This is a genomic window from Pedobacter sp. NJ-S-72, assembly GCF_053890575.1.
The window spans coordinates 6,129,626-6,156,616 of sequence record NZ_CM132681.1 but is presented as its reverse complement, the minus strand read 5'-3'; the positions used below and the strand labels follow the sequence as shown (position 1 = coordinate 6,156,616).

At 38.9% G+C, this 26,991-nt stretch carries 34 protein-coding genes; 20 read left to right on the top strand and 14 right to left on the bottom strand.

Annotated elements, in window-relative coordinates; all coding sequences use genetic code 11:
- Positions 1-49 precede the first annotated feature (49 nt).
- The 7 genes from ACWYN3_RS40600 to ACWYN3_RS40570 all read right to left on the bottom strand — a co-directional run bounded on the left by ACWYN3_RS40600 (position 50) and on the right by ACWYN3_RS40570 (position 6,425).
- Positions 50-394: a hypothetical protein gene (locus tag ACWYN3_RS40600; protein ID WP_456219255.1), complete on the bottom strand. Its 345-nt coding sequence runs from the start codon at positions 392-394 to the stop codon at positions 50-52.
- Positions 382-2,499, bottom strand: coding sequence for a TonB-dependent receptor domain-containing protein (locus ACWYN3_RS40595; RefSeq protein WP_456219254.1), 2,118 nt, complete (start codon positions 2,497-2,499; stop codon positions 382-384). The genes ACWYN3_RS40600 and ACWYN3_RS40595 overlap by 13 nt, the downstream gene beginning before the upstream one ends.
- Positions 2,496-3,362 (bottom strand): carboxypeptidase-like regulatory domain-containing protein, encoded by an 867-nt coding sequence (locus ACWYN3_RS40590; RefSeq protein ID WP_456219253.1) that lies wholly within the window; start codon positions 3,360-3,362, stop codon positions 2,496-2,498. The genes ACWYN3_RS40595 and ACWYN3_RS40590 overlap by 4 nt, the downstream gene beginning before the upstream one ends.
- Positions 3,363-3,383: 21 nt before the next feature.
- Positions 3,384-4,010, bottom strand: a complete 627-nt coding sequence (locus ACWYN3_RS40585; protein WP_456223334.1) for a FecR family protein — start codon at positions 4,008-4,010, stop codon at positions 3,384-3,386.
- Positions 3,986-4,330, bottom strand: coding sequence for a hypothetical protein (locus ACWYN3_RS40580; protein WP_456219252.1), 345 nt, complete (start codon positions 4,328-4,330; stop codon positions 3,986-3,988). Before ACWYN3_RS40580 ends, ACWYN3_RS40585 begins: the two co-directional genes overlap by 25 nt.
- Before the next feature lie 161 nt (positions 4,331-4,491).
- Positions 4,492-4,971, bottom strand: coding sequence for an RNA polymerase sigma factor (locus ACWYN3_RS40575; protein WP_456219251.1), 480 nt, complete (start codon positions 4,969-4,971; stop codon positions 4,492-4,494).
- Between the two features lie 80 nt (positions 4,972-5,051).
- A complete protein-coding gene (locus ACWYN3_RS40570) occupies positions 5,052-6,425 on the bottom strand; it encodes a S41 family peptidase (RefSeq protein ID WP_456219250.1) in 1,374 nt (457 codons plus the stop codon).
- 190 nt (positions 6,426-6,615) lie between these two features.
- Here ACWYN3_RS40570 and ACWYN3_RS40565 point away from each other — a divergent pair, with 190 nt between their 5' ends.
- The 5 genes from ACWYN3_RS40565 to ACWYN3_RS40545 all read left to right on the top strand — a co-directional run bounded on the left by ACWYN3_RS40565 (position 6,616) and on the right by ACWYN3_RS40545 (position 10,474).
- Positions 6,616-7,458, top strand: a complete 843-nt coding sequence (locus ACWYN3_RS40565; RefSeq protein ID WP_456219249.1) for an endonuclease/exonuclease/phosphatase family protein — start codon at positions 6,616-6,618, stop codon at positions 7,456-7,458.
- Between the two features lie 75 nt (positions 7,459-7,533).
- The gene (locus ACWYN3_RS40560; protein WP_456219248.1) at positions 7,534-8,124 is read left to right on the top strand and encodes an alkaline phosphatase family protein; all 591 of its coding nucleotides are present in this window, start codon (positions 7,534-7,536) and stop codon (positions 8,122-8,124) included.
- Complete coding sequence (locus ACWYN3_RS40555) at positions 8,006-9,034, top strand: alkaline phosphatase family protein (protein WP_456223333.1); 1,029 nt, start codon at positions 8,006-8,008, stop codon at positions 9,032-9,034. The genes ACWYN3_RS40560 and ACWYN3_RS40555 overlap by 119 nt, the downstream gene beginning before the upstream one ends.
- 14 nt (positions 9,035-9,048) lie before the next feature.
- Positions 9,049-10,023 (top strand): phospholipase domain-containing protein, encoded by a 975-nt coding sequence (locus tag ACWYN3_RS40550; RefSeq protein WP_456219247.1) that lies wholly within the window; start codon positions 9,049-9,051, stop codon positions 10,021-10,023.
- A 28-nt stretch (positions 10,024-10,051) separates the two neighbouring features.
- Positions 10,052-10,474 carry a Dabb family protein gene (locus tag ACWYN3_RS40545; protein ID WP_456219246.1) on the top strand — a complete coding sequence of 141 codons (423 nt, stop codon included), beginning with the start codon at positions 10,052-10,054 and terminating at the stop codon, positions 10,472-10,474.
- Positions 10,475-10,483: 9 nt separating this feature from the next.
- Here ACWYN3_RS40545 and ACWYN3_RS40540 read toward each other — a convergent pair whose 3' ends face one another.
- Together ACWYN3_RS40540 and ACWYN3_RS40535 are read right to left on the bottom strand one after the other, a co-directional pair.
- Positions 10,484-10,984: a helix-turn-helix transcriptional regulator gene (locus ACWYN3_RS40540; RefSeq protein WP_456219245.1), complete on the bottom strand. Its 501-nt coding sequence runs from the start codon at positions 10,982-10,984 to the stop codon at positions 10,484-10,486.
- A 293-nt stretch (positions 10,985-11,277) separates the two neighbouring features.
- Positions 11,278-11,469 (bottom strand): hypothetical protein, encoded by a 192-nt coding sequence (locus ACWYN3_RS40535; RefSeq protein WP_456219244.1) that lies wholly within the window; start codon positions 11,467-11,469, stop codon positions 11,278-11,280.
- A 108-nt stretch (positions 11,470-11,577) separates the two neighbouring features.
- Here ACWYN3_RS40535 and ACWYN3_RS40530 point away from each other — a divergent pair, with 108 nt between their 5' ends.
- From ACWYN3_RS40530 to ACWYN3_RS40495, 8 genes are read left to right on the top strand one after another with little or no spacing between them, the layout of a single operon-like run.
- Positions 11,578-12,084 carry a DUF2480 family protein gene (locus tag ACWYN3_RS40530; RefSeq protein ID WP_456219243.1) on the top strand — a complete coding sequence of 169 codons (507 nt, stop codon included), beginning with the start codon at positions 11,578-11,580 and terminating at the stop codon, positions 12,082-12,084.
- 10 nt (positions 12,085-12,094) lie between these two features.
- Positions 12,095-13,222 carry an efflux RND transporter periplasmic adaptor subunit gene (locus tag ACWYN3_RS40525; RefSeq protein WP_456219242.1) on the top strand — a complete coding sequence of 376 codons (1,128 nt, stop codon included), beginning with the start codon at positions 12,095-12,097 and terminating at the stop codon, positions 13,220-13,222.
- A gap of 6 nt (positions 13,223-13,228) precedes the next feature.
- On the top strand, positions 13,229-13,564 hold the full coding sequence (locus ACWYN3_RS40520) for an efflux RND transporter permease subunit (RefSeq protein WP_456219241.1): 336 nt from the start codon (positions 13,229-13,231) through the stop codon (positions 13,562-13,564).
- Positions 13,504-15,084, top strand: a complete 1,581-nt coding sequence (locus ACWYN3_RS40515; protein WP_456223332.1) for an efflux RND transporter permease subunit — start codon at positions 13,504-13,506, stop codon at positions 15,082-15,084. The genes ACWYN3_RS40520 and ACWYN3_RS40515 overlap by 61 nt, the downstream gene beginning before the upstream one ends.
- On the top strand, positions 15,071-15,547 hold the full coding sequence (locus ACWYN3_RS40510) for an efflux RND transporter permease subunit (protein ID WP_456219240.1): 477 nt from the start codon (positions 15,071-15,073) through the stop codon (positions 15,545-15,547). Before ACWYN3_RS40515 ends, ACWYN3_RS40510 begins: the two co-directional genes overlap by 14 nt.
- Complete coding sequence (locus tag ACWYN3_RS40505) at positions 15,547-16,401, top strand: efflux RND transporter permease subunit (protein ID WP_456219239.1); 855 nt, start codon at positions 15,547-15,549, stop codon at positions 16,399-16,401. The genes ACWYN3_RS40510 and ACWYN3_RS40505 overlap by 1 nt, the downstream gene beginning before the upstream one ends.
- A 32-nt stretch (positions 16,402-16,433) precedes the next feature.
- Positions 16,434-17,558, top strand: coding sequence for a TolC family protein (locus tag ACWYN3_RS40500; RefSeq protein WP_456219238.1), 1,125 nt, complete (start codon positions 16,434-16,436; stop codon positions 17,556-17,558).
- Positions 17,531-17,827: a hypothetical protein gene (locus tag ACWYN3_RS40495; protein WP_456219237.1), complete on the top strand. Its 297-nt coding sequence runs from the start codon at positions 17,531-17,533 to the stop codon at positions 17,825-17,827. Before ACWYN3_RS40500 ends, ACWYN3_RS40495 begins: the two co-directional genes overlap by 28 nt.
- 216 nt (positions 17,828-18,043) lie before the next feature.
- On the opposite strand, the gene ACWYN3_RS40490 is transcribed toward ACWYN3_RS40495, so the two are convergent.
- The gene (locus ACWYN3_RS40490; RefSeq protein WP_456219236.1) at positions 18,044-18,979 is read right to left on the bottom strand and encodes a metallophosphoesterase; all 936 of its coding nucleotides are present in this window, start codon (positions 18,977-18,979) and stop codon (positions 18,044-18,046) included.
- Positions 18,980-18,996: 17 nt separating this feature from the next.
- Between ACWYN3_RS40490 and msrB the strand changes: the two genes are divergently transcribed.
- From msrB to ACWYN3_RS40460, 6 genes are all read left to right on the top strand, one after another.
- A complete protein-coding gene (gene msrB, locus ACWYN3_RS40485) occupies positions 18,997-19,470 on the top strand; it encodes a peptide-methionine (R)-S-oxide reductase MsrB (protein WP_456223331.1) in 474 nt (157 codons plus the stop codon).
- A gap of 80 nt (positions 19,471-19,550) precedes the next feature.
- Positions 19,551-21,131 (top strand): M20/M25/M40 family metallo-hydrolase, encoded by a 1,581-nt coding sequence (locus ACWYN3_RS40480; RefSeq protein ID WP_456219235.1) that lies wholly within the window; start codon positions 19,551-19,553, stop codon positions 21,129-21,131.
- A gap of 30 nt (positions 21,132-21,161) precedes the next feature.
- On the top strand, positions 21,162-21,428 hold the full coding sequence (locus ACWYN3_RS40475) for a hypothetical protein (RefSeq protein WP_456219234.1): 267 nt from the start codon (positions 21,162-21,164) through the stop codon (positions 21,426-21,428).
- 17 nt (positions 21,429-21,445) lie between these two features.
- A complete protein-coding gene (locus ACWYN3_RS40470; RefSeq protein ID WP_456223330.1) occupies positions 21,446-21,559 on the top strand; it encodes a hypothetical protein in 114 nt (37 codons plus the stop codon).
- Positions 21,537-21,932 carry a hypothetical protein gene (locus ACWYN3_RS40465; RefSeq protein WP_456219233.1) on the top strand — a complete coding sequence of 132 codons (396 nt, stop codon included), beginning with the start codon at positions 21,537-21,539 and terminating at the stop codon, positions 21,930-21,932. Before ACWYN3_RS40470 ends, ACWYN3_RS40465 begins: the two co-directional genes overlap by 23 nt.
- Before the next feature lie 63 nt (positions 21,933-21,995).
- The gene (locus tag ACWYN3_RS40460; RefSeq protein ID WP_456219232.1) at positions 21,996-22,463 is read left to right on the top strand and encodes a hypothetical protein; all 468 of its coding nucleotides are present in this window, start codon (positions 21,996-21,998) and stop codon (positions 22,461-22,463) included.
- Positions 22,464-22,682: 219 nt separating this feature from the next.
- Here the strand turns inward: ACWYN3_RS40460 and gpmA are convergent, their stop codons facing one another.
- Positions 22,683-23,387, bottom strand: coding sequence for a 2,3-diphosphoglycerate-dependent phosphoglycerate mutase (gpmA, locus tag ACWYN3_RS40455; RefSeq protein WP_456219231.1), 705 nt, complete (start codon positions 23,385-23,387; stop codon positions 22,683-22,685).
- Between the two features lie 156 nt (positions 23,388-23,543).
- On the opposite strand from gpmA, the gene ACWYN3_RS40450 reads away from it, so the two are divergent.
- A complete protein-coding gene (locus ACWYN3_RS40450) occupies positions 23,544-23,933 on the top strand; it encodes a hypothetical protein (protein WP_456219230.1) in 390 nt (129 codons plus the stop codon).
- 4 nt (positions 23,934-23,937) lie between these two features.
- On the opposite strand, the gene ACWYN3_RS40445 is transcribed toward ACWYN3_RS40450, so the two are convergent.
- The 3 genes from ACWYN3_RS40445 to ACWYN3_RS40435 form a co-directional block, all read right to left on the bottom strand.
- Entirely contained in the window at positions 23,938-24,495 is a 558-nt protein-coding gene (locus ACWYN3_RS40445) for a hypothetical protein (protein ID WP_456219229.1), read from the bottom strand.
- Between the two features lie 94 nt (positions 24,496-24,589).
- The gene (locus ACWYN3_RS40440; protein WP_456219228.1) at positions 24,590-26,353 is read right to left on the bottom strand and encodes an ABC transporter ATP-binding protein; all 1,764 of its coding nucleotides are present in this window, start codon (positions 26,351-26,353) and stop codon (positions 24,590-24,592) included.
- Positions 26,343-26,978 carry an ATP-binding cassette domain-containing protein gene (locus tag ACWYN3_RS40435; RefSeq protein WP_456223329.1) on the bottom strand — a complete coding sequence of 212 codons (636 nt, stop codon included), beginning with the start codon at positions 26,976-26,978 and terminating at the stop codon, positions 26,343-26,345. The genes ACWYN3_RS40440 and ACWYN3_RS40435 overlap by 11 nt, the downstream gene beginning before the upstream one ends.
- Positions 26,979-26,991: the final 13 nt, after the last annotated feature.

Below are 26,991 nucleotides of genomic sequence, written 5' to 3'. Positions count from 1 at the left end.
TTAATTCACAAAAAAAAAAAAAACGAATACTGTTAATGAAATATAAAAGCTAAAACTTATAGGTGAATGCCAAACTTATATTAGCTCCTGTTTTTGCCTGATAAGTAATAAAGTCACCTTCATCTTTGTTATATCTATCAGTTTTCCCAGGCACTTTGGTGTATCCTGTACCTCCACCACCTTCATATCCTTCCCAGTTTTTATAAAAGGTAGTTTTTGCATTCAAAAGATTTGCTATGTTGAGCTTTAATTCACCTTTTTGTTTAAAAAGGCGGGCAAAAAATTGTACATCAACCAGATCTCGTCCCATTTCGAATTCTATGAGTTGCGGATTTTCGTTGATTGTATTTGTACGATATCCTGATTTATTATAAACCATATTTACACCGTACATGTCTTTTGTGTAGGATAACCCAACATTAACAATCCATGGAGACTGACCAAAAAGAGCTCTTGTAGATTCAACTTCAGTAACTTCTTTATTATCCGCCCACCATACTGAAGAGCTTTCACTTTAGATCTGATTATCGAACCGTTTCCAAAAACAGAAAGATTACGCAACCAGGGCTGATCAGCGACGAAACTCAAGGATTTTCTGATTTCCATTTCCAAACCATAATTAACCGCGGATTTCTGATTCTGGAAAGCGTATTGGTCTACAGCCATATCCTGAACAAAAACCAACTCAATAGGTTTATCAAATTTCTTGTAGAATCCAGAAACAGATATAATTTCGCCAGGAGCAGGATACCATTCAAACCTGATATCTGCATTATTTACTTTTGTGCTTTTTAGATTAGCTCCCCTTACTCTGGCATCCAGATCAGCCGCGTATGAATTAAAAACAGATGTCTCTCTAAAGTCAGGCCTTACAACAGTCGTTGCATAAGAAGCTCTGAAATTTATATTGTCAGTCAGGCTGTAAGTAATATTTGCCGAAGGAAGAAAATTCTTATTATCATCTTTATTTACATCTCCATCTTTAGTTTTGTACTGTATATTGGTTAGTTTATAAGTTTCATATCTTACGCCATAAACTAACCTTAGTTTTTTGAATAACCGCTGATCGAGCATAGCATAAACACTATGAGAATTTGATTTGCCACTGAACTGCGCCCCAAATTCTGCAGGTACATTATAAAATACCTGACCAGGGCCAGTCCCTAAAACTTCTGGCCTCAGACTGTACTCAAATGGTGCAACCTCCAAAAGGTCATGTGAATCATTGTAAATCTCAACAGTAGCACTTGATAGATCCCTTTTCTTATAGAAACCACTGTAACCAATCTTCACCAGTGTTTTATCTTGCAAAAAATCAAATGACCGGGAAAGATTCAGCCCCCAGTTATAATCCTTTTCTTTAGTGTCTGTATACAAACGGTAGTCAGGATTACCATCGTTCAAATATGGATTGGCTACCAAATAACGCTGATAATATGACTGGCCATTTATAGTTCCTGAGTTATTTGCAGTGAATTTACGCTGGTCATTAATCTGCTGACCAACATTAGTATACGAGCCATTCCATGTTAATTTAAAACTAGCATCCCCTAAAGAATGTTCACCTTCCAGTTTATGCTGCAGAACTGTTGTACTTTCTGGTATCTGAAGATTAAATTTGATTCTGCGGCCTGGTGCAGCGTCAAGCTCGTCATGAGGCTGTCTGCTGGTGTAGTTATAATAATCATTTTTATAAACATGAGAATACATGTTTCTAAGACTGAGTTTAAATCCTTTCCCCTGAAGCCCCAGATTTAACAACCCACTTAAAGCTGAATTAGATTTATAAGTATTCCCGTTCTGACGAATATCTGCACTATCAATCATCTTTACAGTAAAACCTGCCCTTGTACTTATGTAATCACTAATTTCCTGGCTATTACGTAAGGTTAACCCGCCAACAAAACCGAAATTCATTCCGTTTTTTAATGGATAAGTACGTCCCAGAGAAAAACGGAAATTCTGATTAGGAACAAATCCGTATCTGTATCTGTACATTCTAAATCCTTCAGAATCAAAAGCCCTGCTTTGAGCTGTTACATAGTCCGGCACACCGCCTTGATTGCTGCTTACCCAACTGCGTAATCCATGTGGTAATTTATGACCATCAGCCATCACACCAAGCCACTCTGCTCCCCCCCTTTTTCCAGCCCGCAAAAAATCTTTGCCTATTGTATTACTGTTATAGCCTGTCCCTACTTGCAACTGCGTAAAATTCTGTACAGGTATATCCAGTGTATTGACAATAACCTGCCCTCCCGCAAACTCTGAAGAAATATCCGGAGTAGCAGTTTTATTGACCACTATGCTGCTCACCATCTCTGCTGGTATAACATCAAATGCGAAATTTCGCTGAGTCATATTTGTACTAGGCTGAGTAACTCCATCAATTTGTGCCTGATTATACCTGTCACTTAACCCACGAACTACCACATAACGGTTATCTACCACGTTCAAACCACTTACACGTTTTTTATAGCTCCCCACATTTATTATCATGTACGGGCAATTTGTGCAGCGGAAATGCCATCTGTAACCCCGGCTGCGGTTTTCTGCCTCGCATACAACCCTGCTGTTGAAGCTTTCTGATAACCAGACGTCACGACAACTTCCTTTAATGCATTTGCTGAAGGCTTCATTGAAACATCAAGCTTGGTCACCCCTGCTGCTTTAATCTGAACTCCTGTGATTTTTTGTGTCTGATAAGAAATATAACTGATTTCAAAAGTATAAGTCCCCGGAGGAAGCGACATTGTATAAGTACCATCAACTGAACTTTGTATCCCTGATCCTAATTCAATTACCCGAATACTTGCGCTTGGAAAAGTTTCCCCCTTTTCATCGCTGACTGTGCCGGTAATTTTTCCCGGCTCCGGCTTTTTTACCGGAGGTTTTACGGTTAAACGGACAGAAATATTTGAATTTAACATAGAAAAATCCAGATTAGTCTTTTTTTCAAGATCTTCCAGAACGAGTTTTAGCGGTAAGTGATTATAGCTGATATTTTGAAGCTGAACCCCACCCATCTGGGCCGGATCGAACACGAAAGTGAAAGAAGATTGTTTGCCCAGTTCCTTTAACAGGGTCTGTGCGGTGCAGTTTTTATAATTCAGGGTAATTGTCCCAGTCTGCGCCTGAGCTTTGGAAATACTATAAAATGATAAGAAAATAACAAGAAAACTTATAAGAAATAAGGGTTGAAGAGGATATACTGTATATTTTATTTTGGACAGTAAATATATAATCATACTTTTGGAATGGTTTATTGCGCCTGTGAATCGTGATTTATCATTGTTTTTTCCGGTCTGACCGGTAATTAAGAGAAGTACTGCCGCCAGCGGTACTTCTCTTTTTTTGTACATCGTACCTGGTTTATTGAGCGCTCAATTCATAATAACATACCCCGCAGGGATTTTTTTAAACTTTAAATGGTGAGTAAATAAAAGTGTATGGATTACATCTTTAACAGGCTCATTTCTAAATTTGCCGCCGCTAATAGCAAAGCCTTTCAGATCTTCTTTTTCAAACTGTAGCGTAATATTATAATAGGAAGCGACACGGGCCAGAGCTTCTGTCAAACTGGTATTATCAAATTCCAGTGATCCATCTTCTGCATAAGGCTTGATTTCGCCCTCAGCATCAAATACTCCTTTTGTACCCACATCGCCAACCTGGCTATATTGCTGACCAGGGATAAGCCTTAATGGGGGAAACCCTTTTTCCTTGCTTCCAATTTCAACTTTACCTGTATATAAGCGTATTTTTTCCATCTGATAGGCTTTGTAATTCTCTACAGTAAAAGAAGTACCCAAAGCAGTAGTCGATAACTTCGCAGAATAAACTGTAAAAGGTCTGGTCTTGTCTTTAGCGATCTCAAAAAAAAAAACTTTTCCTTTAATCAGAAATACTTTACGGTTATTTGAAGCGAATGATGCAGGGTATTTAAATACAGAACCAGAATTAAGCGTAACTACTGAATGATCTGTTAGTGTGTAATAATCCTGATTGATCCTACAGGAACTCTTACCGTAGTAAATAAAGACTGTTGCTTTAAATTTTCCGTTCTACGGTAAGCTAAATATCCTATGGCAGAAACAAACAGCAAAGAAGCTGCTACAGTTAGTTTGATTAAAGCGCTGAATAAAGGCCGTATTTTAGTTTTTGGAATCTCTTTTATCATAACCGGTTCTTCAACTACTGGCATGACATCCTGGTAGTCCAGATCAAATTCTCCATTTTCTACCAATAGGAAAAACTCATCCAGCTCTGCTGCATTCAATTCCTTTTCAAGAAACCTACGGTATAGATTCTTTTTCTCGCTCGACTTCATACTACTATATACTATCGGGCGGGAAGTTTAGGGGGGATGGTAATTAAAAATAATTATCTAAAGAAAAAAGCAGGGGTAAAAGAAAGTAAAGATAGTCAGCCGCATCAGCCATTTTGCTTAGGTCTCTCTTCGCTAAGCTCATATGTTCCTTTATTGTTTCTTTACTTACTGAGAGCAGGTTTTGCTGCCTCGGCATAAGTGAAACCATCAATTTTACAGAGCTCAAAAGTCTGTCTTCTTTTGGAAGGCATCCTGCCCATAATTTTACGGAGTAAAGCAAGATCCATAGCCGCAGTAATGGCAATATGCTGACTGGCATCTTCCTGAGCAGAAAGATACCTGCCGCGAAATACATTCTTCATCTTCTGATCAGTAAGCGTACGCTTTAACCAGGTGAAGGTTACATTTTTTGTAATGGTAAACAGGTAAGGTTTTACTTCGCGTTCCGGATCCAGATTTTCACGCGCTTCCCATAAACGTAAGAACACATCGCTGGTAAGCTCATCAGCCAATTCAGCCGAACGGGTATGTTGAAAACAGTAGGATCTGATATCTTTATAGTATACCCTGTAAATCTGGGTAAAAGCATATTCATCACCATTAATGAAATCCTGAATGATACCTTTTGTCAACACTGTCATACCGTACAAATCTAAGTTTCAAAATGACGTAGTATATATAAACTACAGATTAATAAAATGTTAACTTAAATGAATATATATTAATATGGTCTTGATATAGTCAAACCCGCTCTTAAATCAACCGGAACCCTGGAATCAAAGATTAATTTTGGTTTTTCATTGATGGATTCAACTTTCCGCTGACTTGCAATCACAGTATTTTTTTGAAGGCAGCTCTGAACAAGCGGATCTGAAAGATCACCGAAACGCTTTAAAGGAAGAGTAGTCAGCTCATCTGCGATTTGATCAGGCACTAGTCCGTTACTGTAATCCCCCCCCCCGGAAGCATTGTATAATTTAAAAATCATTGGATAGATTTCCCATTTCGGAACAATCTGAGGATTCCGGTAATCTTTGATCACAAAGCTAGCCATATCTTTTCCCAGCGTTTGCTGTCCTGACTGAACTACAGTAATATAAGGTCTGAGTGAATTAATCAGAAGCTCCGCTGCCGATGCTGTATGACTTCCTGTTAACGCGTAAACTCTGTTCAGATTTAACCTGTAACCAGAAAGCCCTGCAAAATCAATATGCTGATCCGCTGGCAACTTGTTCAGTTCTGCACCAAAACTACTCTTCCTTGATCCAGCCTTCGAATTCCCTCTGTATTCTACAAAAGTTGCTCCTTCTGTTGTATTCTGTGCAATCATCGCTGCCAAAGCAGCTGCAATAGGGACGCTCCCCCCAGGATTATATCGCAAATCCAGAATCAGCTCCTGTACCTGTTGCTGTTTGAAATAAGTGAAGGCTTTTTTCAATTGTGACAGCGCAGTATTCTCAAAGGAATTCAAGAAAAGATAACCATATGTTTGACCACCGGATTGAAAAACCTTATAGGTATAAACCGGCACTTCAGCATAGGTTAACCGGGAAACTTTGATAATTCCGGTTTTACCTGCCAGCTCCAGGTCAACATTTTGTTTTGTAATACTATTTGTAGTCAGGGATGCAATATTACCTGCAGAGGGTACAATTCCATTAATCGTTTTAATAATGACATCGCCACGACGAACCATTCCCTGATCCGCAGCACCTGAACCAGGGACAACAAGACTGATCATTGTCTGTATCTGTCCATCGCTGGTTTGTAAAGTGACCCAGTCGAACCCCAAAGTATGAACTAAAGATGGCGGGTAACTCTCAGGAAAATCTGGATTTACTAATGCAGAAAAACGGTCAGCACCATTTTTTATTCCCTTAAAGAAAGCAGCAGGATCTATACTTAAACTGGGATTCCCGGGTAAACTGGTATTCCAGTAATAATATACTTTCATACTATCCAGTATCCAGGAATTAATATTTTCCTGACTGCCCGCAGGATAATCCGGCCTGTCATTTGATTTCCTGCAACTGTAAAGCGAGAAAATCATCAGGTATAACAGCAGCGTTTTGTTAAACAGAGAGCATGTTTTCATAAAAACGTTATCATCGATGTGTGGTAAAAGTAATCGCCCTGTATAAAGTTTATATTAAGATAAAAACATCTAATCTTGCGAAATCTTATGATGCATTTCAGGTTAGCCTATTATCATTATATTCGTCACATTCATTTAACAAAGTTTTGCAAATTGACGCATTAAACAGATTTAGTATATTCATAAAATCATGATCAGAAAAACCAGTATCACAGCCCTTTTCCTTTTATTTTTAGGTACACAGCTCTTCGCACAACGCCTTATTATCGGAACTTACAACCTGCGTAATGATAACAAAGGTGACATCGGGAACCTATGGGTACAAAGGGCACCAATTGTTGCTAACCTATTGCGTTTTCATCAATTTGATATCTTCGGAATTCAGGAAGGATTTAAGAATCAGCTGGATGATATCAATGCTGCCTTACCAGAATACGCGTATTATGGCAAAGGCCGGGACGATGGAAAAGACAGCGGCGAGCATTCATCCATTTTTTACAGAAAAGACAAATTCAAACTCTTAAAAAAAGGTGACTTCTGGCTGTCGGAAACTCCTGATAAACCTGGTTTAGGCTGGGATGCTACCTGCTGCAACCGTATTTGTAGCTGGGTTGAATTACAGGACATAAAAACAGGCCGTAAATTCTATTACTTCAATGCACATTTTGACCATCAGGGTAAAATTGCAAGAGTAGAAAGCAGTAAACTCATCGTCCGCAAGATGAAAGAAATTGCTGGGAATGAGCCTGCTGTATTTACCGGGGATTTAAATGGCGGACAGGATAGTGAATGGTATTTAACATTAGCCAAATCGGGCTATCTGAAAGACACTTACAAACAAGTGGTTCATCCTTATGTAAACAATCCTTCTTTTAATGAATTTGGCGAACATCTGGATGGATTTGAAATCATCGATCATGTTTTTGTCACTAAAGATTTCAAGGCAGACAGATGGGGTATTTTAACAGATTCTTATCATGGTAAATATCCTTCTGACCACTTCCCTGTTTTAGTAGAAGTAACCCTTAAATAGTAACAATTTTGTGAAATAAGGATGTTAATACTGTCTTAATACGTTTTACCACCACATTTCCGTATACTTTTGTGTATGGATTCACGTAGAGATTTTATCAAAAAAGCAGCACTGCTTTCTGGCGGTGCTGCTTTAATCAATACTTTGCCACCTGTCATTCAAAAGGCAATGGCTATTGACCCTGCTGTCGGCAGTACGTTTTATGACGCTGAACATGTCGTTTTTCTAATGCAGGAAAACCGTTCTTTTGATCATGAATTTGGTATGTTGCAAGGTGTAAGGGGCTTTAATGATCCAAGGGCAATTAATCTGCCCAATAAAAACAAAGTATGGCTGCAATCCAATAAGGAAGGCGAAACCTACGCTCCTTTTCATCTCAGTATAAAAGATACAAAAGTTGCATGGATGGGTGCTTTACCTCATAACTGGACAGATCAGACTGACGCCAGAAATGGAGGGAAGTATGACCAGTGGCTAAATGTAAAAAAAGCCTACAATCCTACTTATGCTCATATGCCACTCACCATTGGCTATTGCAAAAGAGAAGATTTTTTCTTTTTATTATTCACTGGCAGATGCCTTTACAGTATGCGACCAGAATTTCTGTTCCGTAATTGCCGGTACACATCCAAACCGGTATTACTGGATGACTGGTACAGTACGTGAAAAGAACAGTACCGAAGGAATGGCCCATCTCTGGAATATTAGTAATTATGATAAACCCACTTTAAACTGGAAGACATTTCCTGAACGTCTGGAAGAAAATGGCGTACCCTGGAAAATTTACCAGAATGAACTGACTTTAGGGTTTGGTCTTAACGGGGAATCGAGCGCATGGCTAAGTAATTTCGGTACGAATGTGATGGAGTATTTCGAACAGTATAATGTACGTTATCATCCGGGCGCAATCGCTAATCTGAAGGCAAAAAAAGAAGAACTGCTGGCACAAATTGCAGCGGCAGATCACAAAAACCTAAACCAGGAAGAACAAACAAAGTTTGAGGCGCTCAAAAAGCTGCTGAATAAAACAGAAAAAAAGAAGAAAACAATATACGCGCTGGCTAATTATGAGGCGCTCTCAGAAAAAGCCAGGAATCTGAATGCAAAAGCTTTTGGAATTAATTCAAATGATCCCGACTTCCATAAACTGAATCCTTTAAAGTATGACGAGAATGGTACGGAAAGAGAATTGAACATTCCTAAAGGTGATATTCTGGATCAGTTCAGGAAAGATGTAAATGAGGGTTCCCTGCCAACTGTTTCCTGGCTGATGACCCCTGCAAATTTCTCAGATCATCCGGGTGTACCCTGGTTCGGTTCGTGGTTTGTAAGTGAGGTGATCGAAATTCTGACTAAAAACCCTGAGATCTGGAAAAAAACTATTTTCATCCTTACCTATGATGAAAATGATGGGTATTTTGACCATGTCCCTCCTTTTGTCCCACCACATCCTTATAAAGAACATTCGGGTAAAGTATCTAAGGGCATTGATCCTAAACTTGATTTTGCGACTAAAGATTACCAGACGAATCCTTCAACAAAGGAGGATCGGATCAGGGAAGTCAGATCGGTTTAGGTTATCGCGTGCCTATGGTCATTGTTTCTCCATGGACAAGAGGTGGTTATGTTTGTTCTGAGGTATTTGATCATACTTCTTCACTTCAGTTTCTGGAGACCTTTATAGAGAAAAAGCTGAATAAAAAAATTGTAGAAGAAAATATCACACCATGGAGAAGAACGGTCTGCGGAGATTTGACTTCAGCTTTCAGACCTTATCATGGAGAAAAGATTGAACAACCTCAGTTTCTGGAAAAGACACCCTTTATGGAGAAAATCTATTCTGCCAAATTTAAAGAGTTACCGGATACTTATAAAAAACTAAGCGCGCAGGAGATTAATTTGATCAATACAAATCATGCTGAATCACCTTATTTTCCACAGCAGGAAAAGGGTGTCCGTTCTTCTTGTGCATTACCTTACGAGTTAAACGTTAATGGAGCATTTGAACCGGGTCAGTTTAAAATCAGCTTTAATGCTGCAAATAAAACATTTGGAAAAAAATCCGCAGGCTCTCCTTTTACTGTTTATGCAATGAACCCTTATCAGGACGAAGTCTTACGCAGCTGGGATTATACTGTAGTTGCGGGTGATACTATACAGGATGAATGGTTATTGAAAGATTTTACCGCCGGTAAATACCATTTGAGAGTGTATGGGCCTAATGGCTTTTTCAGGGAATTTATCGGGGATGATAAAAATCCATCCTTAACAGTATCATGCAGCTATGAAAAGGATAAAATATATCCATTAAGATTAAGCGGAAATGTAATTGTTACGATTACCAATATTGGAAAACAGGCGCAGGATGTTGAAATTAAGGATATCAGTTATAAAACTGGAAATAAAACATTAAAAGTACCTGCAAATAGCAAGACAAGTCTTATATTGGATCTGACAAAAAACTATAACTGGTATGATTTCGATGTAAGTATTGCTGGAAATACTAATTTCATAGAACGATTTGCCGGAAGAGTAGAAAATGGGACGATTACTAAAACCCTTTAATGGGAAATATACTTTAGCCAAATAGAAGATGAGTAAATCAAACAGAAGAAAATTTATCGGAACGGCAGCAGTTCTGGTTGCAGGAACGGCGGCAGCAACGGCATCGCCATTAATATCGGCCGTGCCGGCGATCAAAGATGCAGAAGAATTTCCTGTAGTACATCATGTTTTCTTCTGGTTGAAAAACCCTGCTTCAAAGAAAGATCGTGATCAGCTGGTTGCAGGTGTAAAAACCCTTTCAGCTATAGAGACGGTACATAAACTCAAAGTAGGTATAGTTGCAAGTACAGAAAAACGTGACGTAGTTGACAATAGCTGGGCCGTATCTGAATTGATTTTCTTTAAAGATTTAGCTGGTCAGGCTGTTTACCAAACTCATCCTGTACATCTGCAGTTTATCAAAAAAATTGCAGTCATTTATGGGAGAAAGTTATTGTTTATGATGCTATAGATGCTTAAATTAAACAATTAGTTTATCCTTGAAATTTATCCTGTAAGAACATCTTCTATCTCCTGAAACAATATGATCTAACCGGTTAATATTCACTTCCTCACCCAATACAAATCTGAATACATTTAGCTCTCCGGAACAAAACCCCTGGCAAGACGTTGCTGCTGCACAAATCGGGCAATGGTTTTCTACAAATAAATAGCCATCTTCATCTTTAAGATATTCGGCCATATAACCTTCTCTAGTCCTGATTTCAGTTAGTTTTGCTATTCTTCCTTCCAGATCATCAATAGGATTTAACTCCGCCACATACCGATCCCTCCCGGATTGTTCAGCTGCATCCATTATACTTTGTAATGCATTATCTCCCAGGGTAGTTCTGATCGTATTAATCAGTTTTACGGTGAGTTCAGCATGTGTATCCGGAAATTTAGAATTCCCCAAAGCAGTAAGACTGAAAAACTGTTTTGGTCTGCCCACACCACTTGATTCATGTTCAGCATGAATCAATCCTTCATCCGTATACTTTAATAATAATTGCAGCCTTGCTCCTCCCTTTTTGTCATCCCCAGCTCCTGAGCAATTGCTGAAGCTGTTAATGCACCCCGTGTTTTAAGCAGCATTAGAAATCTGTTTGTCATCATAAGTTAATAAAACAAGCGTTTGATTGTTTTATTAACAAAAATACTAACTTTGCTGAACTTATTAGGATATACCGATCATAATTATAGCTTTTCTAGTGTAGAATCCGGTTTATTTATTCAAATTTTAAATAATAGTTATGTCTTTAAAATTACAAGCCACTACAGTCCTATTGCAACAGGAAAACCAGCCAGTATTCCTTGTCGCTTACTGGAATGTCCTGCGAAAGGCCAGCTAGTCAATTGGCTTGATTGCAAATAACTAACTATCCCCTTATAATCAAGCAATTGATCCTTCTTAAAAATTCCCGTTAAAAAATAAAAGGCCGCTGATAAAGCCTGTATATTTTTCACCCCTTGAAAATTAATTTTAAGCGGGCCGGGGAGTTCCTATGCCCAGAAAAAATCAGCTTATATAAATTCTCTCACCCCATAAAACACATCTGCCCAACAAAAAAAGAAATGGAAGAAATTATCAATAAAGTAGATCTGAGTGGTATTGTTACCCTTGATCTGATTAATTACAAACCTCTTAAAAACGAATATGCTGCTTTTGACCTTGTCCCCTATCTGTTCAAAGGATACCTGCTAAAGGAAAAAGTGTTCAGAGTAGATATGATCCAGATTGACTGGAGCAAGTTTAAAGCTAAAGAAGTCATTCTTTATTGCTCAAATGATGCGATTGTCCCTTACTGGGCCTATGTATTTATTACGTCACTACTCAAGCCATTTACAAACAGAATACACTATGCTGAACAGGAAAACCACGATGAGCTGATCTGGATTGAAAGGGTAAAAAAAATAGACTACAAGGTATTTAATGATAAAAAGGTGGTTCTCAAAGCGAGTACAATAGTACCTCCGGAATTGTATGTATGCGCCACAGGTTACCTCATGGATCATGTTCAGCTGATGTGGGGAGAAGCAGGCTCACCCATCATGATTTACAAAAAGAAAAAAACATTATAAAAACCAAACAATGAAAACAACGCTAATTTACTCTTGCCTCTCAGCCTGCCTGATCTTATCCTCTTGTGGAGCTTCTAAAAGCCCGGATCAACAGGAAAACATACAAGAATTCCCCGTATTATCAATTACGCCACAAAAGGCTGATCTTTTTGCAGAATATCCAACTACGCTCCAGGGAGAACAAACGGTAGAAATCCGTTCTAAAGTAGATGGCTATATAGAACAGGTTTATGTTGCCGAAGGTACAATCGTCAGTAAAGGACAACCCTTATTTAAAATAGATGCCAACAGCTTTCAACAGGAAATGAATAATAAAAATGCAGCGGTACTCGCTGCTGTGGCAAATTTAGAAACTGCCAGTATTCAAACTGAAAGAACTAAGGTGCTGGTAGAAAAGAAAATTGTAAACTCTTTTGAACTGACCTCTGCCAAAAATGTAGAGCTGGTAAAAAAAGCAGAGTTAAACCAGGCAAAAGCAGATCTTTCTGCGGCAAAGTCCAAACTTGCATATACCAATATCGTAAGCCCGATAAACGGAGTAGTGGGAAGTTTGCCTTATAAAATAGGCAGCCTGGTAAGCAGTACTTCTGAAACAGCGTTAACTACCATTGCCAACACGAAACAGATCTATGCTTACTTTTCTCTCAGCCAGCAACAGCTAATTACTTTTTTGAATAAATATAATGGTCAGAAGATCAGTGAAAAGTTCAGGAACATGCCAGAGGTATCCCTGATTATGCAGGATGGTGAAATGTATAATCCAAAAGGCAAAATTGAGACCTTGAGCGGTGTATTGAATGCTTCCACAGGAGCCGCTAATTTCAAAGCAGTCTTTCCTAACCCGGAAAGCAAATTATGGAGTGGTGCAAGTGCAACAATCAGGATTCCAACGCAGTTAAATGAAGCCATCATGGTACCCAAGTCAACAACTTTTGAGCTACAGGGAAAATACTTTGTCTTTAAAGTTGACCAGAAAAACATAGTTCATCATACAGCAATTGACATTATGGATGCCGTAACTGACAAAGATTATGTGGTCACCAAAGGATTATCCGCAGGCGATAAAATAATTACTGAGGGTCTTGGTAATTTAAAAGACGGTATGAAAATCAAACCAAATCTTTCACCCTCGAAATAAAAAGACATGCTAAAGAAATTTATTGAAAACCCGGTATTGTCAACGGTCATATCGATCATTATCGTCATCCTGGGGATTTTAGGATTAACGTCCTTACCTATTTCCCAATATCCGGATATTGCCCCTCCTACCGTTTCTGTAACTGCAGCTTATCAGGGGGCCAATGCCAATGTGGTTATGAAAAGCGTAATTGTTCCACTGGAAGAGCAGATCAATGGTGTAGAAAACATGACTTATATGACTTCTACCGCAAGTAATAACGGAAGCGCCACGATCACCATATTTTTTTCAAACAAGGTACAGATCCTGATCAGGCGGCCATCAACGTACAGAACAGAGTAACTAAAGCAACCAGTTTACTACCTGAAGAGGTGATTAAAGCGGGGATCACAACCAGTAAAGAGCTGAGCAGTCAGGCTTATAGTTTTCTGTTATACAGTAATAACCCTGCTTATGACCAGAAATTCCTGGATAATTATCTAAGGATAAACATCATGCCGCAAATGAAACGTGTCAATGGTGTTGGTAGTACACAAATTTATGGAATGCAGGAATATTCTATGAGAATCTGGTTAAAACCCGATGCAATGGCTAGCCAGGGCTTAATCCCTGATGATATTGTGGCTGCCCTGAAAGAACAGAACATTGAAGCTGCTCCTGGTAAACTGGGAGAAAACAGCAACCAATCCATTCAATACACTTTAAAATATACCGGCCGTTTAGAAGAGGTCAGACAATTTGAAGATATTATTCTTCGGAGTGCTAAACAAGGTGGCTTACTGCGCCTTAAAGATGTAGCACAGGTAGAATTTGGCGCACAGGATTATACCACTTCACTAGTTACACAGGGGAAAGTTTCTTCTGGTGGCGCGATCAGCCAGACTTCTGGTGCAAATGCAAGGGAGTTAATTATAGCCTGCGAAAACATCTTAAAAGAAGCTTCAAAGGACTTTCCTCCGGGTGTAGTCTACCATACATTTTTGAATGCCAACGACTTTCTGGATGCTTCGATTGAGAAAGTGATTTCTACTTTAGTGGAGGCGTTTATCCTGGTTTTTATAGTTGTATTTATCTTCCTTCAGGATTTAAGATCAACATTAATTCCGGCCATTGCCGTACCGGTAGCAATTATCGGAACATTCTTCTTTCTTAAACTCTTTGGTTTTACGATCAACCTGCTTACTTTATTTGCCCTGGTACTGGCTATTGGAATTGTAGTGGATGATGCGATCGTAGTAGTCGAGGCAGTACATGCAAAACTTGATCAGGGTGCAAAATCTGCTAAAAAAAACGCGCTGCATGCCATGAGTGAAATCAGCGGTGCAATTATATCGATCACGCTGATTATGTCGGCCGTTTTCCTTCCGGTTACTTTCATCACAGGTTCTGCAGGTGTATTTTACAAACAGTTTGGGTTAACGCTGGCAGTTGCTATTGTAATTTCTGCCGTGAACGCCCTGACACTAAGCCCCGCCTTATGTGCAATATTCCTTAAACCTCATGGGCCAGAGGAACACACCCGCCCAACTGGTTTTCTGCCCAGATTCTATGCCGGCTTTAACACTGCATTTGAGACAGTAACCAATAAATATGTTGGAGGAGTTCGGTTTTTAATTCGTAGAAAATGGATATCTATGGCAGGAATCGCGGTATTTGCAGGCATATTTTATTTCCTGATCAAAACCACTCCTACAGGATTTGTTCCTAATGAAGATAGTGGGGCTATTTTTGGAGATGTCATCCTTCCTCCAGCTTCCACGTTACAGCGAACAGAAGAAATCACTAACGTAGTGGATGTAGTATGCAAGATCAATACCGGAAGTAGAATTATCTTCAAGATTGGCGGGTATGGATTTAATTAATGGATTTGGAGGTTCTTATGGAGCGTTGTTTATCCGTTTAAAACCGTGGAAAGAAAGAAAAGGTAAAAACCAGGATGTAACCAGTATTGTCAACCAGTTATTTGCAAAAACCGGTCATATTAAAGGGGCAACAGTCATTTTCTTTGCTTCTCCAACCTTACAGGGTTTTGGGAATAACAATGGTTTTGAAGTACAGCTTCAGGATAAAACGGGTGGCAGTTATGCAAACTTTGCTGAAAATATAGGGAAGTTCATGGGTGCTTTAAATAAGCGTCCGGAGATTATGTATGCCGCAACACCATTTAATATTGGCTTCCCCGAATTGGAGGTGAATGTCAATGTGGCTAAATGTAAAGATGCTGGTGTAAATGTGAAGACCGTACTGACTACACTTCAAGGGTACTACGGCGGGTTATACGCGTCAGACTTCAATTCAATAAATTTGGTAAACAATACCGGGTAATGATGCAATCTCATCCAGATTTCAGAGGGAAGGAGGCCGATATCAATAAAGTATTCGTCAGAACTGATAAAGGGGTAATGGCTCCGATCACAGAATTTGTGACCCTGAAGAAAACTTATGGGCCTGAGTTTATCAACCGTTTTAACTTATTTACTTCAACTACGGTCACAGGAACTCCAAATAAAGGTTTCAGCTCTGGAGATGCAATTAGAGCGATTAATGAAGTAGCAGCGCAAACTTTAGGCCGCGGTTATTCTCATGAGTTCTCTGGTTTGACTAAAGAAGAGCTTTCCAGCGGTAGCCAGACAACCTTGATTTTTGCACTCTGCCTGATCTTTATTTATTTCTTACTGAGTGCTCAATATAAGAGTTATATACTGCCGCTAGCTGTATTATTATCCTTACCTATCGGACTGGCAGGCGCATTTATATTTGCCAGAATATTTGGTGTAGATAACAATATCTTCCTCCAGATCAGTTTAATTATGCTGATCGGACTGCTGGCCAAGAATGCGATTTTGATTGTTGAATTTGCTTTGATGCACAGATTAAGCGGCAGAAGCATTACACAATCAGCTATCTATGGAGCGAGAGCGAGGCTAAGACCCATATTAATGACCTCTTTCGCTTTCATTTTCGGACTGGTTCCATTAATGCTGGCTACAGGTGCAGGTGCACTGAGTAATAAATCGATCGGAACGGCCGCTGTTGGAGGGATGCTGATCGGTACCGTATTCGGTGTATTTGTAATTCCTGTATTATTTATCCTTTTCCAGGCCTTGCATGAGAAGATATCTGGTGTTAACACTCCTAAACATGAGCCCGCACCACTTCCAGAGATTATTTTAAACTAAAAAGATGAACCCGACAACAAAAATATAAATAGATGAAACCAATTTATCATCAGTTCCTGATTCCTTTAGTAATCGTTTCAGGCTTATGGAGTTCTTGTAAGGTTACGCAACCTTATAGCAAACCTGCTATTCCTGATGCTCCGAATTACCGGGGTACAAGTATTTCGGATACGACAAATATGGCTGGATTGAAATGGTCAGCAGTTTTTACTGACACCGTATTGAATCAGTTGATTTTACAGGGTTTACAAGCAAATTTTGACCTGAAGATCGCTATTGAACGGATCAATGAGGCGAAGGTAAACTTAAGAATGAGCAAAGCTGCGTTTTTGCCTGAGGTAAATACGAATGTATCCGTTAAACAGTCTAAACTAGCCTACCCTCAGAGTTTTGGGATTTTCGATAATTCGACACAATATGATTTCGGTATTACCACTGCCTGGGAAATTGATGTCTGGGGCAAATTAAGCAGTGCTAAACGTGCGTCATTGGCCGAATTATTAGCCTCTGATGCGGCTAGAAGAGCTGTACAAACACAATTGATAGCTAATATTGCGAATTACTATTATGATCTGCTTTCGCTGGATGAGCAGTTGGCCGTGACACAAAAGACTGCTTTAAACAGGAAGGCCGATGCAGATGCGATTCAACTGCTTTTTGAAAGTTCCGTACTGAACGGAGTGGCGGTTGTACAAAGTGAGGCCAATTATTACGAGGCTGATCTGGCTATTCCGGATATTGAACAGAAGATCAAAGAAACTGAACATGCTTTAAGCGTATTACTTGCCAGATCACCTGGAAAAATTGAGCGGACGTCACTTCGTCAGCAAAAGCTGGATTACGATTTAAAACCTGGTATTCCTGCTCAATTGCTGGCTAACAGACCTGATGTACAACAGGCAGAATATGTTTTCAGAGCTGCATTTGAACGTACGAATATTGCAAAAACCAATTTCTATCCTGCGCTTACCATCACCGCAGCAGGAGGTTTTTCCAGCCTGACGCTGAAAGACTGGATTAACAGCGCCGGGTTATTTGGTAATATCGCCGGTGGTCTTACTCAGCCACTTTTCAACAGAGGTATCAATAAAGCAAAGCTAACTACTGCTCAGTCACAGCAAAAACAACGTTGTACAATTTTGAATTATCTCTGTTAAAAGCAAGTCAGGAAGTATCAGATGCGTTATCTGCTTACCAGTCTGCGGCACAAAAAGAAGGCAAACGGGAGAAACAGCTAACTGCCTTGACAAAAGCAGTATCCTTTAACAAAGAATTGCTGAATTATAGTAAAAATACAAATTATACTGATGTGTTGACTGCCGAACAAAATCTGCTGACTGCAGAATTAAAAGGCATAAATGATCAGAGCCAGAAACTGCGTGCGGTAGTTAATTTATACCGTGCACTAGGTGGTGGGTGGAATTAAGTTGTTCAGACAATGCCTGCAAAAGCTATCTCAGGATAGTTTTTGCAGCTTGTTTTTTTAATGGGCTAACCGATCAGATCCTCCAGTTCATTTTCTTCCAGCACAATTCGTTTTACAGAACCCAGCGCATCAGACTTCCATTTGATGAGCCTTATTTTTCCTCCTTCAAGTTCTATCCCGGTTATATCCCCATCACTGAAACAGCAGCAGCCAGTATTAAAATAGGTGTTTTTTTTGAGTGATCAAATCCAGGAGAAACCTCTCCGCTGATTTTCCCTGCCATAAATTCCTCTTCAATTTTTTTACTTCTTTCAGGTCCCCAATTTTTCTTGCAGCTTCCAGCCTGAGGTACATCCGTTCCAAATGTGTAAGTGAATTAAATACCGGTTGATGGGTATGCCCGGTAATCAGGACTAAATCGGATTGCCGGGCTGTCCAGCTGTACATCATCGCATTATGTGCAGATTTGAGTTGTGTATCATAAGCCGGAGTATTGGGATTAATCCTTAAATAAGCCTGAAATGGCCCCCATATCTTAGATACAAACCATTTACTAAACCAATTTCCGTCGCTTTGCAGATCGCCCTGATGACCATGTGTCATAAATATAGAAAGCGCTTTATCCTGAATCATCATTTTTAGAATAATTCCTTCATAAACCTTCGTCTTTTGCCCGTAAAACTTTTCTAAACTTAAACCTGCCAGCGGGTCATTGTCCCAGTATAAGTCATGGTTTCCAAATACCTTGATAAAAGCATCACGTATCAGAAACTGTTTTTCCAGTTCAAAGACTTCCTTATTATGCTTCAGTACGGCATCCAGTTTATTCTTCCAAAGTTCTTCACTATCCCCCAAATTACAATAGAGAAAACTCTCCTTGTTATAATGCGTCAAAGCAGCGATATACGTTTTTTCAGATAGAGCAAAATCATCTGCAAAATCACGGATACCTTTATGCTGATCTGAAAAAAAAATGACTTTAGACTGCTTGTCAAAATCGATGATCAGTCCACGTTTGCCGGGAGATTTTTGAATTTTACCAAATAAAGTGGTTAACGCCTCATGTACACGCTGCTGATCTGGTCTCGAAGAATATTTATCGGCCAGCCTGATGACAGGCCTGGTCAGTAGCTTTTGTAGAAATTGCCGCATAGTTAGGTAACAGAAAAATTAAAGGTATTGTTTATCTTTATATCCTATATGACACGAATATTCCGAACAACCCATATTACTCCAGAACTAACGATACAAAACTCGATGTACCTAATACAGAATGGAAGAAAATACTTCCTGCTGATTTATACACAGTAGCAAGAGAACAGGGTACTGAACGTGCTTTTGCTGGTAAATACTGGGATAGTGAAGAAATCGGCACTTATTATTGTGCTGTTTGCGGGAACATCTTATTTAAATCAGATGCCAAGTTTGCAAGCAGCTGCGGATGGCCAAGTTTTTTTGAAACGATTAAACCCGGCAGCGTAATTTACAAGGAAGATATCAGTTATGGTATGCGCAGGATTGAAGTTACCTGCGGCCGTTGTGATTCACATTTGGGGCACATATTTAATGATGGCCCTGCACCAACTTATAAAAGGTTCTGTATGAATTCTGTATCGCTTGAATTTGAGCCTGACCAACAATAAACGAAGACACAATCTTGTTACTTTTTGGGGGATAAAAGCTTTTATGGGTACCTTTATTTAGAAAAATCAACTCTAAATTAATGAAAGCTATCCAAAAACACTCTTATTTAAAGCATAGTACAAAAGCCTTATTAGTTTCCCTGCTGCTCACAGGAAACATCGGCTATGCACAAACAAAAAACCAGGTTATTGCTCATATAGTCAAAGAAGCCACTGAAAATTCTCAACTAGAGAAGCTTGCCCATGAACTAATGGATGTGGTTGGACCACGTTTAGTAGGTTCGCCACAAATGAAACAGGCCAATGACTGGGCAGTAGCCAAATATGCGGGCTGGGGAATCACAGCAAAAAATGAAAAATGGGGTGAATGGCGCGGATGGGAAAGAGGAATCTCTCATATCGATATGGTTTATCCCCGCGTAAAATCTTTAGAAGGAATGCAGCTTGCCTGGAGCCCGGGTACAAAAGGAAAATCGGTAGTTGGAGAGGTCGTGTTTTTACCAGAGGTAACTGATTCTGTAGCTTTTAAAAACTGGTTGCCTACGGTCAAAGGAAAGTTTGTCTTGTTCTCTATGAACCAGCCTACTGGCAGACCTGATTATAACTGGGCAGAGTTTGCTACTCCTGAATCTTTTGAGAAAATGAAAACCAGCAGAGCTGCCCAGACTACTGCATGGCTTGCTAATGTAAAGAAAACGGGGTTGACACTAAAAACACTTCCTGCTGCCTTTGAGAAAGCGGGAGCACTTGGTGTGGTGACCTGTAACTGGTCGGCAGGTTTTGGTGTCAATAAAATTTTCGGAGCTAATACTAAAATCGTTCCTACAGTGGATATCTCTTTAGAGGATTATGGACTATTATACAGACTAGCTGAGTCGGGAAACAAGCCTAAAATCAGTGTTCATGCAGAGTCTAAGGAACAAGGCCTCGTACCAACTTTCAATACTGTTGCCGAAATAAAGGGTACAGAAAAGCCTGATGAATATGTAATTTTATCTGCGCATTTTGATTCATGGGATGGTGGAACCGGTGCTACTGATAATGGTACTGGAACAATCACCATGATGGAAGCTGCAAGGATTTTGAAAAAGATGTATCCTAATCCTAAAAGGACTATTTTAATAGGACACTGGGGAAGCGAAGAACAAGGCTTAAACGGATCAAGGGCTTTTGTAGAAGATCATCCTGAAATCGTGAAAAACATTCAGGTAGTATTTAACCAGGATAATGGTACAGGAAGAGTCGTTAATCTTGCAGGACAAGGTTTCTTAAACTCTTATGATTACCTGGGCCGCTGGTTATCAAATGTACCTGAAAGCATTAAAAAGCATATTACAACCAATTTCCCGGGTGCTCCGGGTGGTGGCGGTTCTGATTTTGCATCGTTTGTTGCTGCTGGTGCTCCGGCATTTTCATTAAGTTCTAACAGCTGGTCTTATGGGACTTATACGTGGCATACTAACCGGGATACTTATGATAAGATCGTATTTGATGACGTGAGAAATAATGCGACATTAACGGCTATCTTAGCTTATATGGCTAGTGAAGATCCTGAGAGAACATCAAGAGATAAAGTAGTGTTACCAGTTAATCCAAAAACTGGTGAACCTGGAACATGGCCTCCTGTTGTAAAACCTACGCGTAAAGGTGGGGTAAACTAAACGCTTATTTTTAATTGCAGCTTTGCTCCTATGAAACATCTTTTTCGTCATTATCTTTTATATAGTTTAATCCTGATTCTGGCTATTTCGTGTAGTCCCGGAGCAATAAAAAACTCAGAATTTAAAAGAAGTTCAGATTCTCAGCTAATAACCAATTCAGAACTTCGGGTTGGCACTACAGGTGACTACCCTCCTCTTACAAGTTTTGATACTTTAACAAATCAGTTTCAAGGTGATGAAATTGATATGGCCTTACATTTAGGTAAATATTTAGGTAAACAGGTGATTTTTTTGTAAAAACAACATGGAAAAATCTGAGTGCAGATTTACTGGCAAAGAAATTTGACATTGCTGTAGGTGGAATTTCGGTAAATACCGCAAGGGAAAAGCTATTTAACTTTCTCTGTGCCGTTACTTACAGATCGTAAAGTGGCTGTCTTCCGTTTAGCCGATCGTACAAAATTCAAAGATTTCAGGACTATTGATCAAACAGCAGTCAGAGTAATTGCAAACTTAGGCGGAACTAATGAAATCTTTGCTAAAAAGAATATTCAACGGGCTGGTATACATGTTATTTCAGATAACCAGCAGATTTTCACCACACTCTTGAATAATAATGCAGATGTACTGTTTACAGATGAGACTGAAGCAAAATACCAGCAAAAAAAACATCCTGAACTTTACTGGATCAGATTGGATGAGAAAATAAGTCCTTCTTACGCTAAAGCAATAATGTATAATAAAGCAGATACTGTATTGCAACGCAAAGTAAATGAGTGGTTAAAAAAAGGGAATAAATAATCAGTCCATAATTATGGAATCTATCAGGTTATAGCATCTTCTCTGTAATAAATGCTTAAGCTTATGAAGAATTTCATTATAACCTGTACCATACTACTGACCTCAACAGTATTATACAGTTGCAGTCATGACAATGGTTCAAAAAAAACCATTGAAAAACCCACATCTACAACCTGTTATATGGCTATGGATGGAAAAGATACGGCCAGGATGAACCTTAATTATTTCGGTAAAAAAATTAAAGGAACGCTTGTGGTTAATTATGATAAAAAAGATAATAATCACGGAGAATTTGAAGGAGCCTTTAAAGGTGATACCCTGTTTGTTATTTATAACTTTAAGATAGGAAAGGGTTCTATTGGTTATAGAAACCCACTTGCATTCCTAAAAAAGGATGGTAAACTGATCATGGGTATTGGAAAAATGGCGAATGCAATGGGCAGAACTTACTTTGACAAAGATGTACCATTAGATTTTGGGCAGGGAAGATTTACTTATGTTCCTGTAGCATGTAGAAAGGAGCTCAAATAGCTCCTTTTTGGGTTTGTTAATAGTAACGTTACGTTCTTTACGTTCTAAAGCATAATCCTTTTTCGTAAACGTTGCAACGACTAAAACGATCACAATCAACACAACAAGGATTGTTAGAATAGTTTTTATAATTTTCAACTTATCAATTATTTAGTCGATTAAAAAACCAGATGAAAATAATAATTTTCCCAATCAAACATGAAAATCAGTCAAATAATTCTAAGATGTTTCAGGACGCAGAAAATACTTACGCAAAGGCACAAAACTATCATCCATTTCATAGACTAAGGGAATTCCGGTTGGAACTTCGTAATTCACAATATCTGCATCCGAAAGCTGGTCAAGATATTTAACCAGGCCTCTCAGTGTATTACCATGAGCTGCAATGAGAATATGTTTACCACTTTTAAGTGCCGGAGATATCTCGTTCTGATAATATGGGATAACCCTTTCCATCATCGTTTCCAAACTTTCTGTCAAAGGTAAAAGCGAAGGATCTATGTTAGCATAACGGGGATCTTTATAAGGCGACCGGATATCCTCTGCTGTTACAGCTGGTGGCGGCACTGTGTAAACTCTCCTTCTCCAGGTAAGTACTTGCTCAGCACTATATTTCGTTATGGTATCGGCTTTATTAAGCCCTTGTAACGCGCCATAATACCGTTCATTAAGCTGCCATGCTTTGACTTCAGGTATCCAGAGTGAATCCATTGCTTCCAGAACAAGGTGTAAAGTTTTAATAGCTCTTTTAAGCACAGAAGTATAAGCGATATCAAAAGTAAAATCCGCCTCTGCAAGTAATTGACCCGCCTGTATTGCTTCGGCCCTGCCCTTTTCACTCAAATCGACATCCTGCCATCCTGTAAACCTGTTTTCAAGGTTCCATTCACTTTGTCCATGTCTGATTAAAACTAGTTTATTCATTGAAATAATTTATTATAATAACAGAACATGAAAACAAACATTTTTTTTAATTTCCTTATATGAAACCATCATGTGCAACAGAACACAAACCGAAATGAACAGAATTGGATAGCACATGATAGCTTCATCACCTTTAAAAAAAATAATTATATACTGATGAAAAAGAAATTGATAATACCTGGTATTTTATTGTGTTTCTTAACCATATTTATCCCCTTTAAGCTTTACGCACAGAGATTTATCCTTCTGAATAATAACAAAGTTACCTATCAAAATATAACAAAAGGAGATTCTGCTTTCTTTAACAAGAATTTCAAAAAGAGTATTAAATACTATAATAAGCTAATGATCAATGGCTATGATGAACATGTGTATTTAAATCAGGTTCAGAATTACCTTGGTGATCAGGATAAAGGCAAAGTTCCTCTGATGGAACTCTGGCCTGTGGAAAATCCGGAGAAACTGGATGAAAAAAGAAAAGAAGTTGGTCTTATACCTATAAATGAATATCTGGAAATGATGAAACAATTAAACGGCTGGAAATAGTTTTTTACAAGGTCCGGCCATTTCTGCCGATATAAATTTCTGAAATTTGCAGGTTCATTTGCATAATCTGACGAACCAGGTCATGCAAAATAGCCACATTATTGTTTGAAGTATCCATAAACTCCAACTCTTGTAATCCTTTTCCCAGCAACCCGTCTTCCATCAGAAATTCGTGATCAATCTCTTCGTGAAGAATCAGTTTACACAAAAAGAAAAAAGCATTGGCAGTTGCAAAAGGTAGTTCGGTAATGGCTTCTTCGATGTCATTTTCAATTACACCTTCCGTATAATCACAAAGATCAAAGTAAAGTGAGCATGCCAGTTCGTGGATTCGCTCATCAGCATATAATATATCCAGATCTATACCATACAATAAACAAAAAGTATCAACTGTAGCATCAATATGAGCTATACTCTCTTTAATAGCTTCTGATATTTCATCTTCCGATGCTTCCAGAAGCTCAAAATACATAACTGGTGTGATATCACTCTCATCAAGCCCTTTTAAGTGAGTCACCTCATTTTCCACTATAGAACGGTAACCATATTCGGCAAATTTCATCGTGGAAAAACTCAGTACATGGATAACTATAGGAATATATCTCTTCCTGATTATATTTAGTAACCGCCATATTTAATAATTTAAAAGTAAAAGATTAGCTCAATCTTTTACCATGCATCAATCTGTCTACTGCTTCTTTAAAAGATCCTGCCCTTGTTACTTCTCCCGAATTGATAAAGAATATTTCATCTGCATTTTCAATCGTGTTTAACCGGTGCGCAATAACTACAAGTGTGGTTTCTTTCGGCAAGTTAGCTAAAATCTGTCCAAGCAATTGTTCTGTAATGGTATCAATATTAGCTGTAGCTTCATCCAGGATCAGCAACTCTGGTTTACGTAAAACGGCACGCATAAATGCAATCAGCTGTTTTTGCCCGATACTCAAACTATTCCCGCCAGATAAAATTGCTGTGTCAAGCCCTTCATCGAAAGTTGTCAGTAAACCTTCCAGTTTAGCATCTGCCAATACCTTTAAAAATTGTTCATTACTAAATTTATGATACAAGGCGTTACTGTACAGAATATTTTCTCTGACTGTCCCTGTAAATAAAAATGGTTCCTGCAAGATAAAACCTATTTTCTCAGCACGTTCCTGTGCGCTATAGGTGCGTATATCTTTACCTTTTAACAATATCGTTCCTTCCAATGGGTCATATAAACGAGCCATTAATGAGGCTGTAGTTGTTTTCCCACCACCTGTTGGTCCTACCAGTGCATAAGTTTTACCACGTTCCATCGCAAAACTGATATTGTGCAGAATTTCATACCCTCCAGGATAACCAAAATGTACGTTCCTGAATTCCAAAACTGCATCCGTTGGATTCACTGTATCATCATAAGATATCGTCACCAGGTTACTGTTAAGAGACAGTATCTGAGAAATCCTGTCCCATCCTGCTAAGGCAACCTGAAAACTTGTCCATAAAGCAGCCAGCTGACGCAGAGGATTGTAAAAGTTTGTAGCATAAGAAAGGTAACTTACCAATAAACCTATAGTAAAACTTCCTTGCGTAATCAGGTAAATACCGAAAGACAGTACTGTTAACTGAGCAAAGGATGAAAACAGACCAAAGACAGGCAAAAATATATTATTAGCTAACCCCGCACCAACTGCAGTTTTATAGTTCTGCTGATTAGCCAGATCAAATCTTTTCCTGAAATAATCACGTCTGTTAAAAGCAATGATAACTTTAAAGTTATTCAGACTTTCCTGAATTTCAGCACTCATAGAACCCGTGCTTTTCAAATTTAATGCATTCTTTTTCTTTATCCAGGGAGAAACCAATTTGGTAAAAAGAAGGATAAAAACTGCTGGTACCAGAGCAGCCAGCCCAAGTTCAGGATTAATGACCAGCAAAAATATTCCTGCCCCCGTCATAATCACAATATTACTAATGAACTGCATAAGTGCCTGTGAGAAGAACTGGCTAAGCTTATCCGTATCATTATTTACCCGGGAGATCAGATCGCCAGCTTTATTTTCATTAAAAAAAGCAAGTGGAAGCTGCTGAATCTTATTAAAGATCGCATTACGCAATTCAAAAATGATACGCTGTCCTAATCCCCCCATTAACTTTGTTTGAAAATAACTGCTTACAAAAGCAGTTACATACATCGCTAAAAGTATTCCTGAAAATACAAGCACACCGTGATACTGTTTGGTCAGAATGTATTTATCAATAGTATGCCCAATTAAAAAAGGGCCTAATAAATTCAGAGATGCATTCAGTAATACTGCACAAAGGGCTATAATAAGTGTCCTTCTTTCCTGCTCAACCAATTTCAGCAAGCTCTTTACTCCTGACCAGGTAGAACTTTTAGACTCCCCTGCCGGCAGACTGTTGAGATTATAATTCATAATTGGCTGTACTTTGTTGAGAGTTAAAAATCTGTACATATTCAGGGCACTTATTCATCAGTTCCTGATGAGTTCCCGCAGCCAGAAGCTCACCCTGCATCAGCAGAATAATTTGTTCATAATGCTCTACCGCAGCGATTTTCTGTGTAACAGAGATCAATGTAAGCCCGGGATAATTTGCGGCAATATTGGCCAATATTTTTTGTTCAGTTTGTGGGTCTACCCTTGCTGTAAAATCGTCAAGCAATAAAATCCTGGGGTTTAACGCTAGTGCACGGGCTAACATAATCCGCTGTTTCTGTCCGCCTGAGAGACTAAGGCCGCGTTCTGATACCTTTGTATTCAGCCCTTCGGGCATCGTATCTATAAAGTCTTTCAACTCTGCAGTAGCAATAGATTTCTCCAGCGACTGATCAGTTACAATATCACTAAAGGCAATATTTTCACGGATACTCATATTAAACATGATACTGTCCTGAAATACAAACCCTACCTGTGTATGGAAAGCCTCAGACTGATATTCTTCGATAAGTTTCCCATCGTATAAAACTTTTCCGGAACTGGCAGGAATAAGCCCGGTTAAAAGATAAAGCAATTGCGATTTTCCTGCCGCAGTAGGCCCGATAATTGCGATTTTA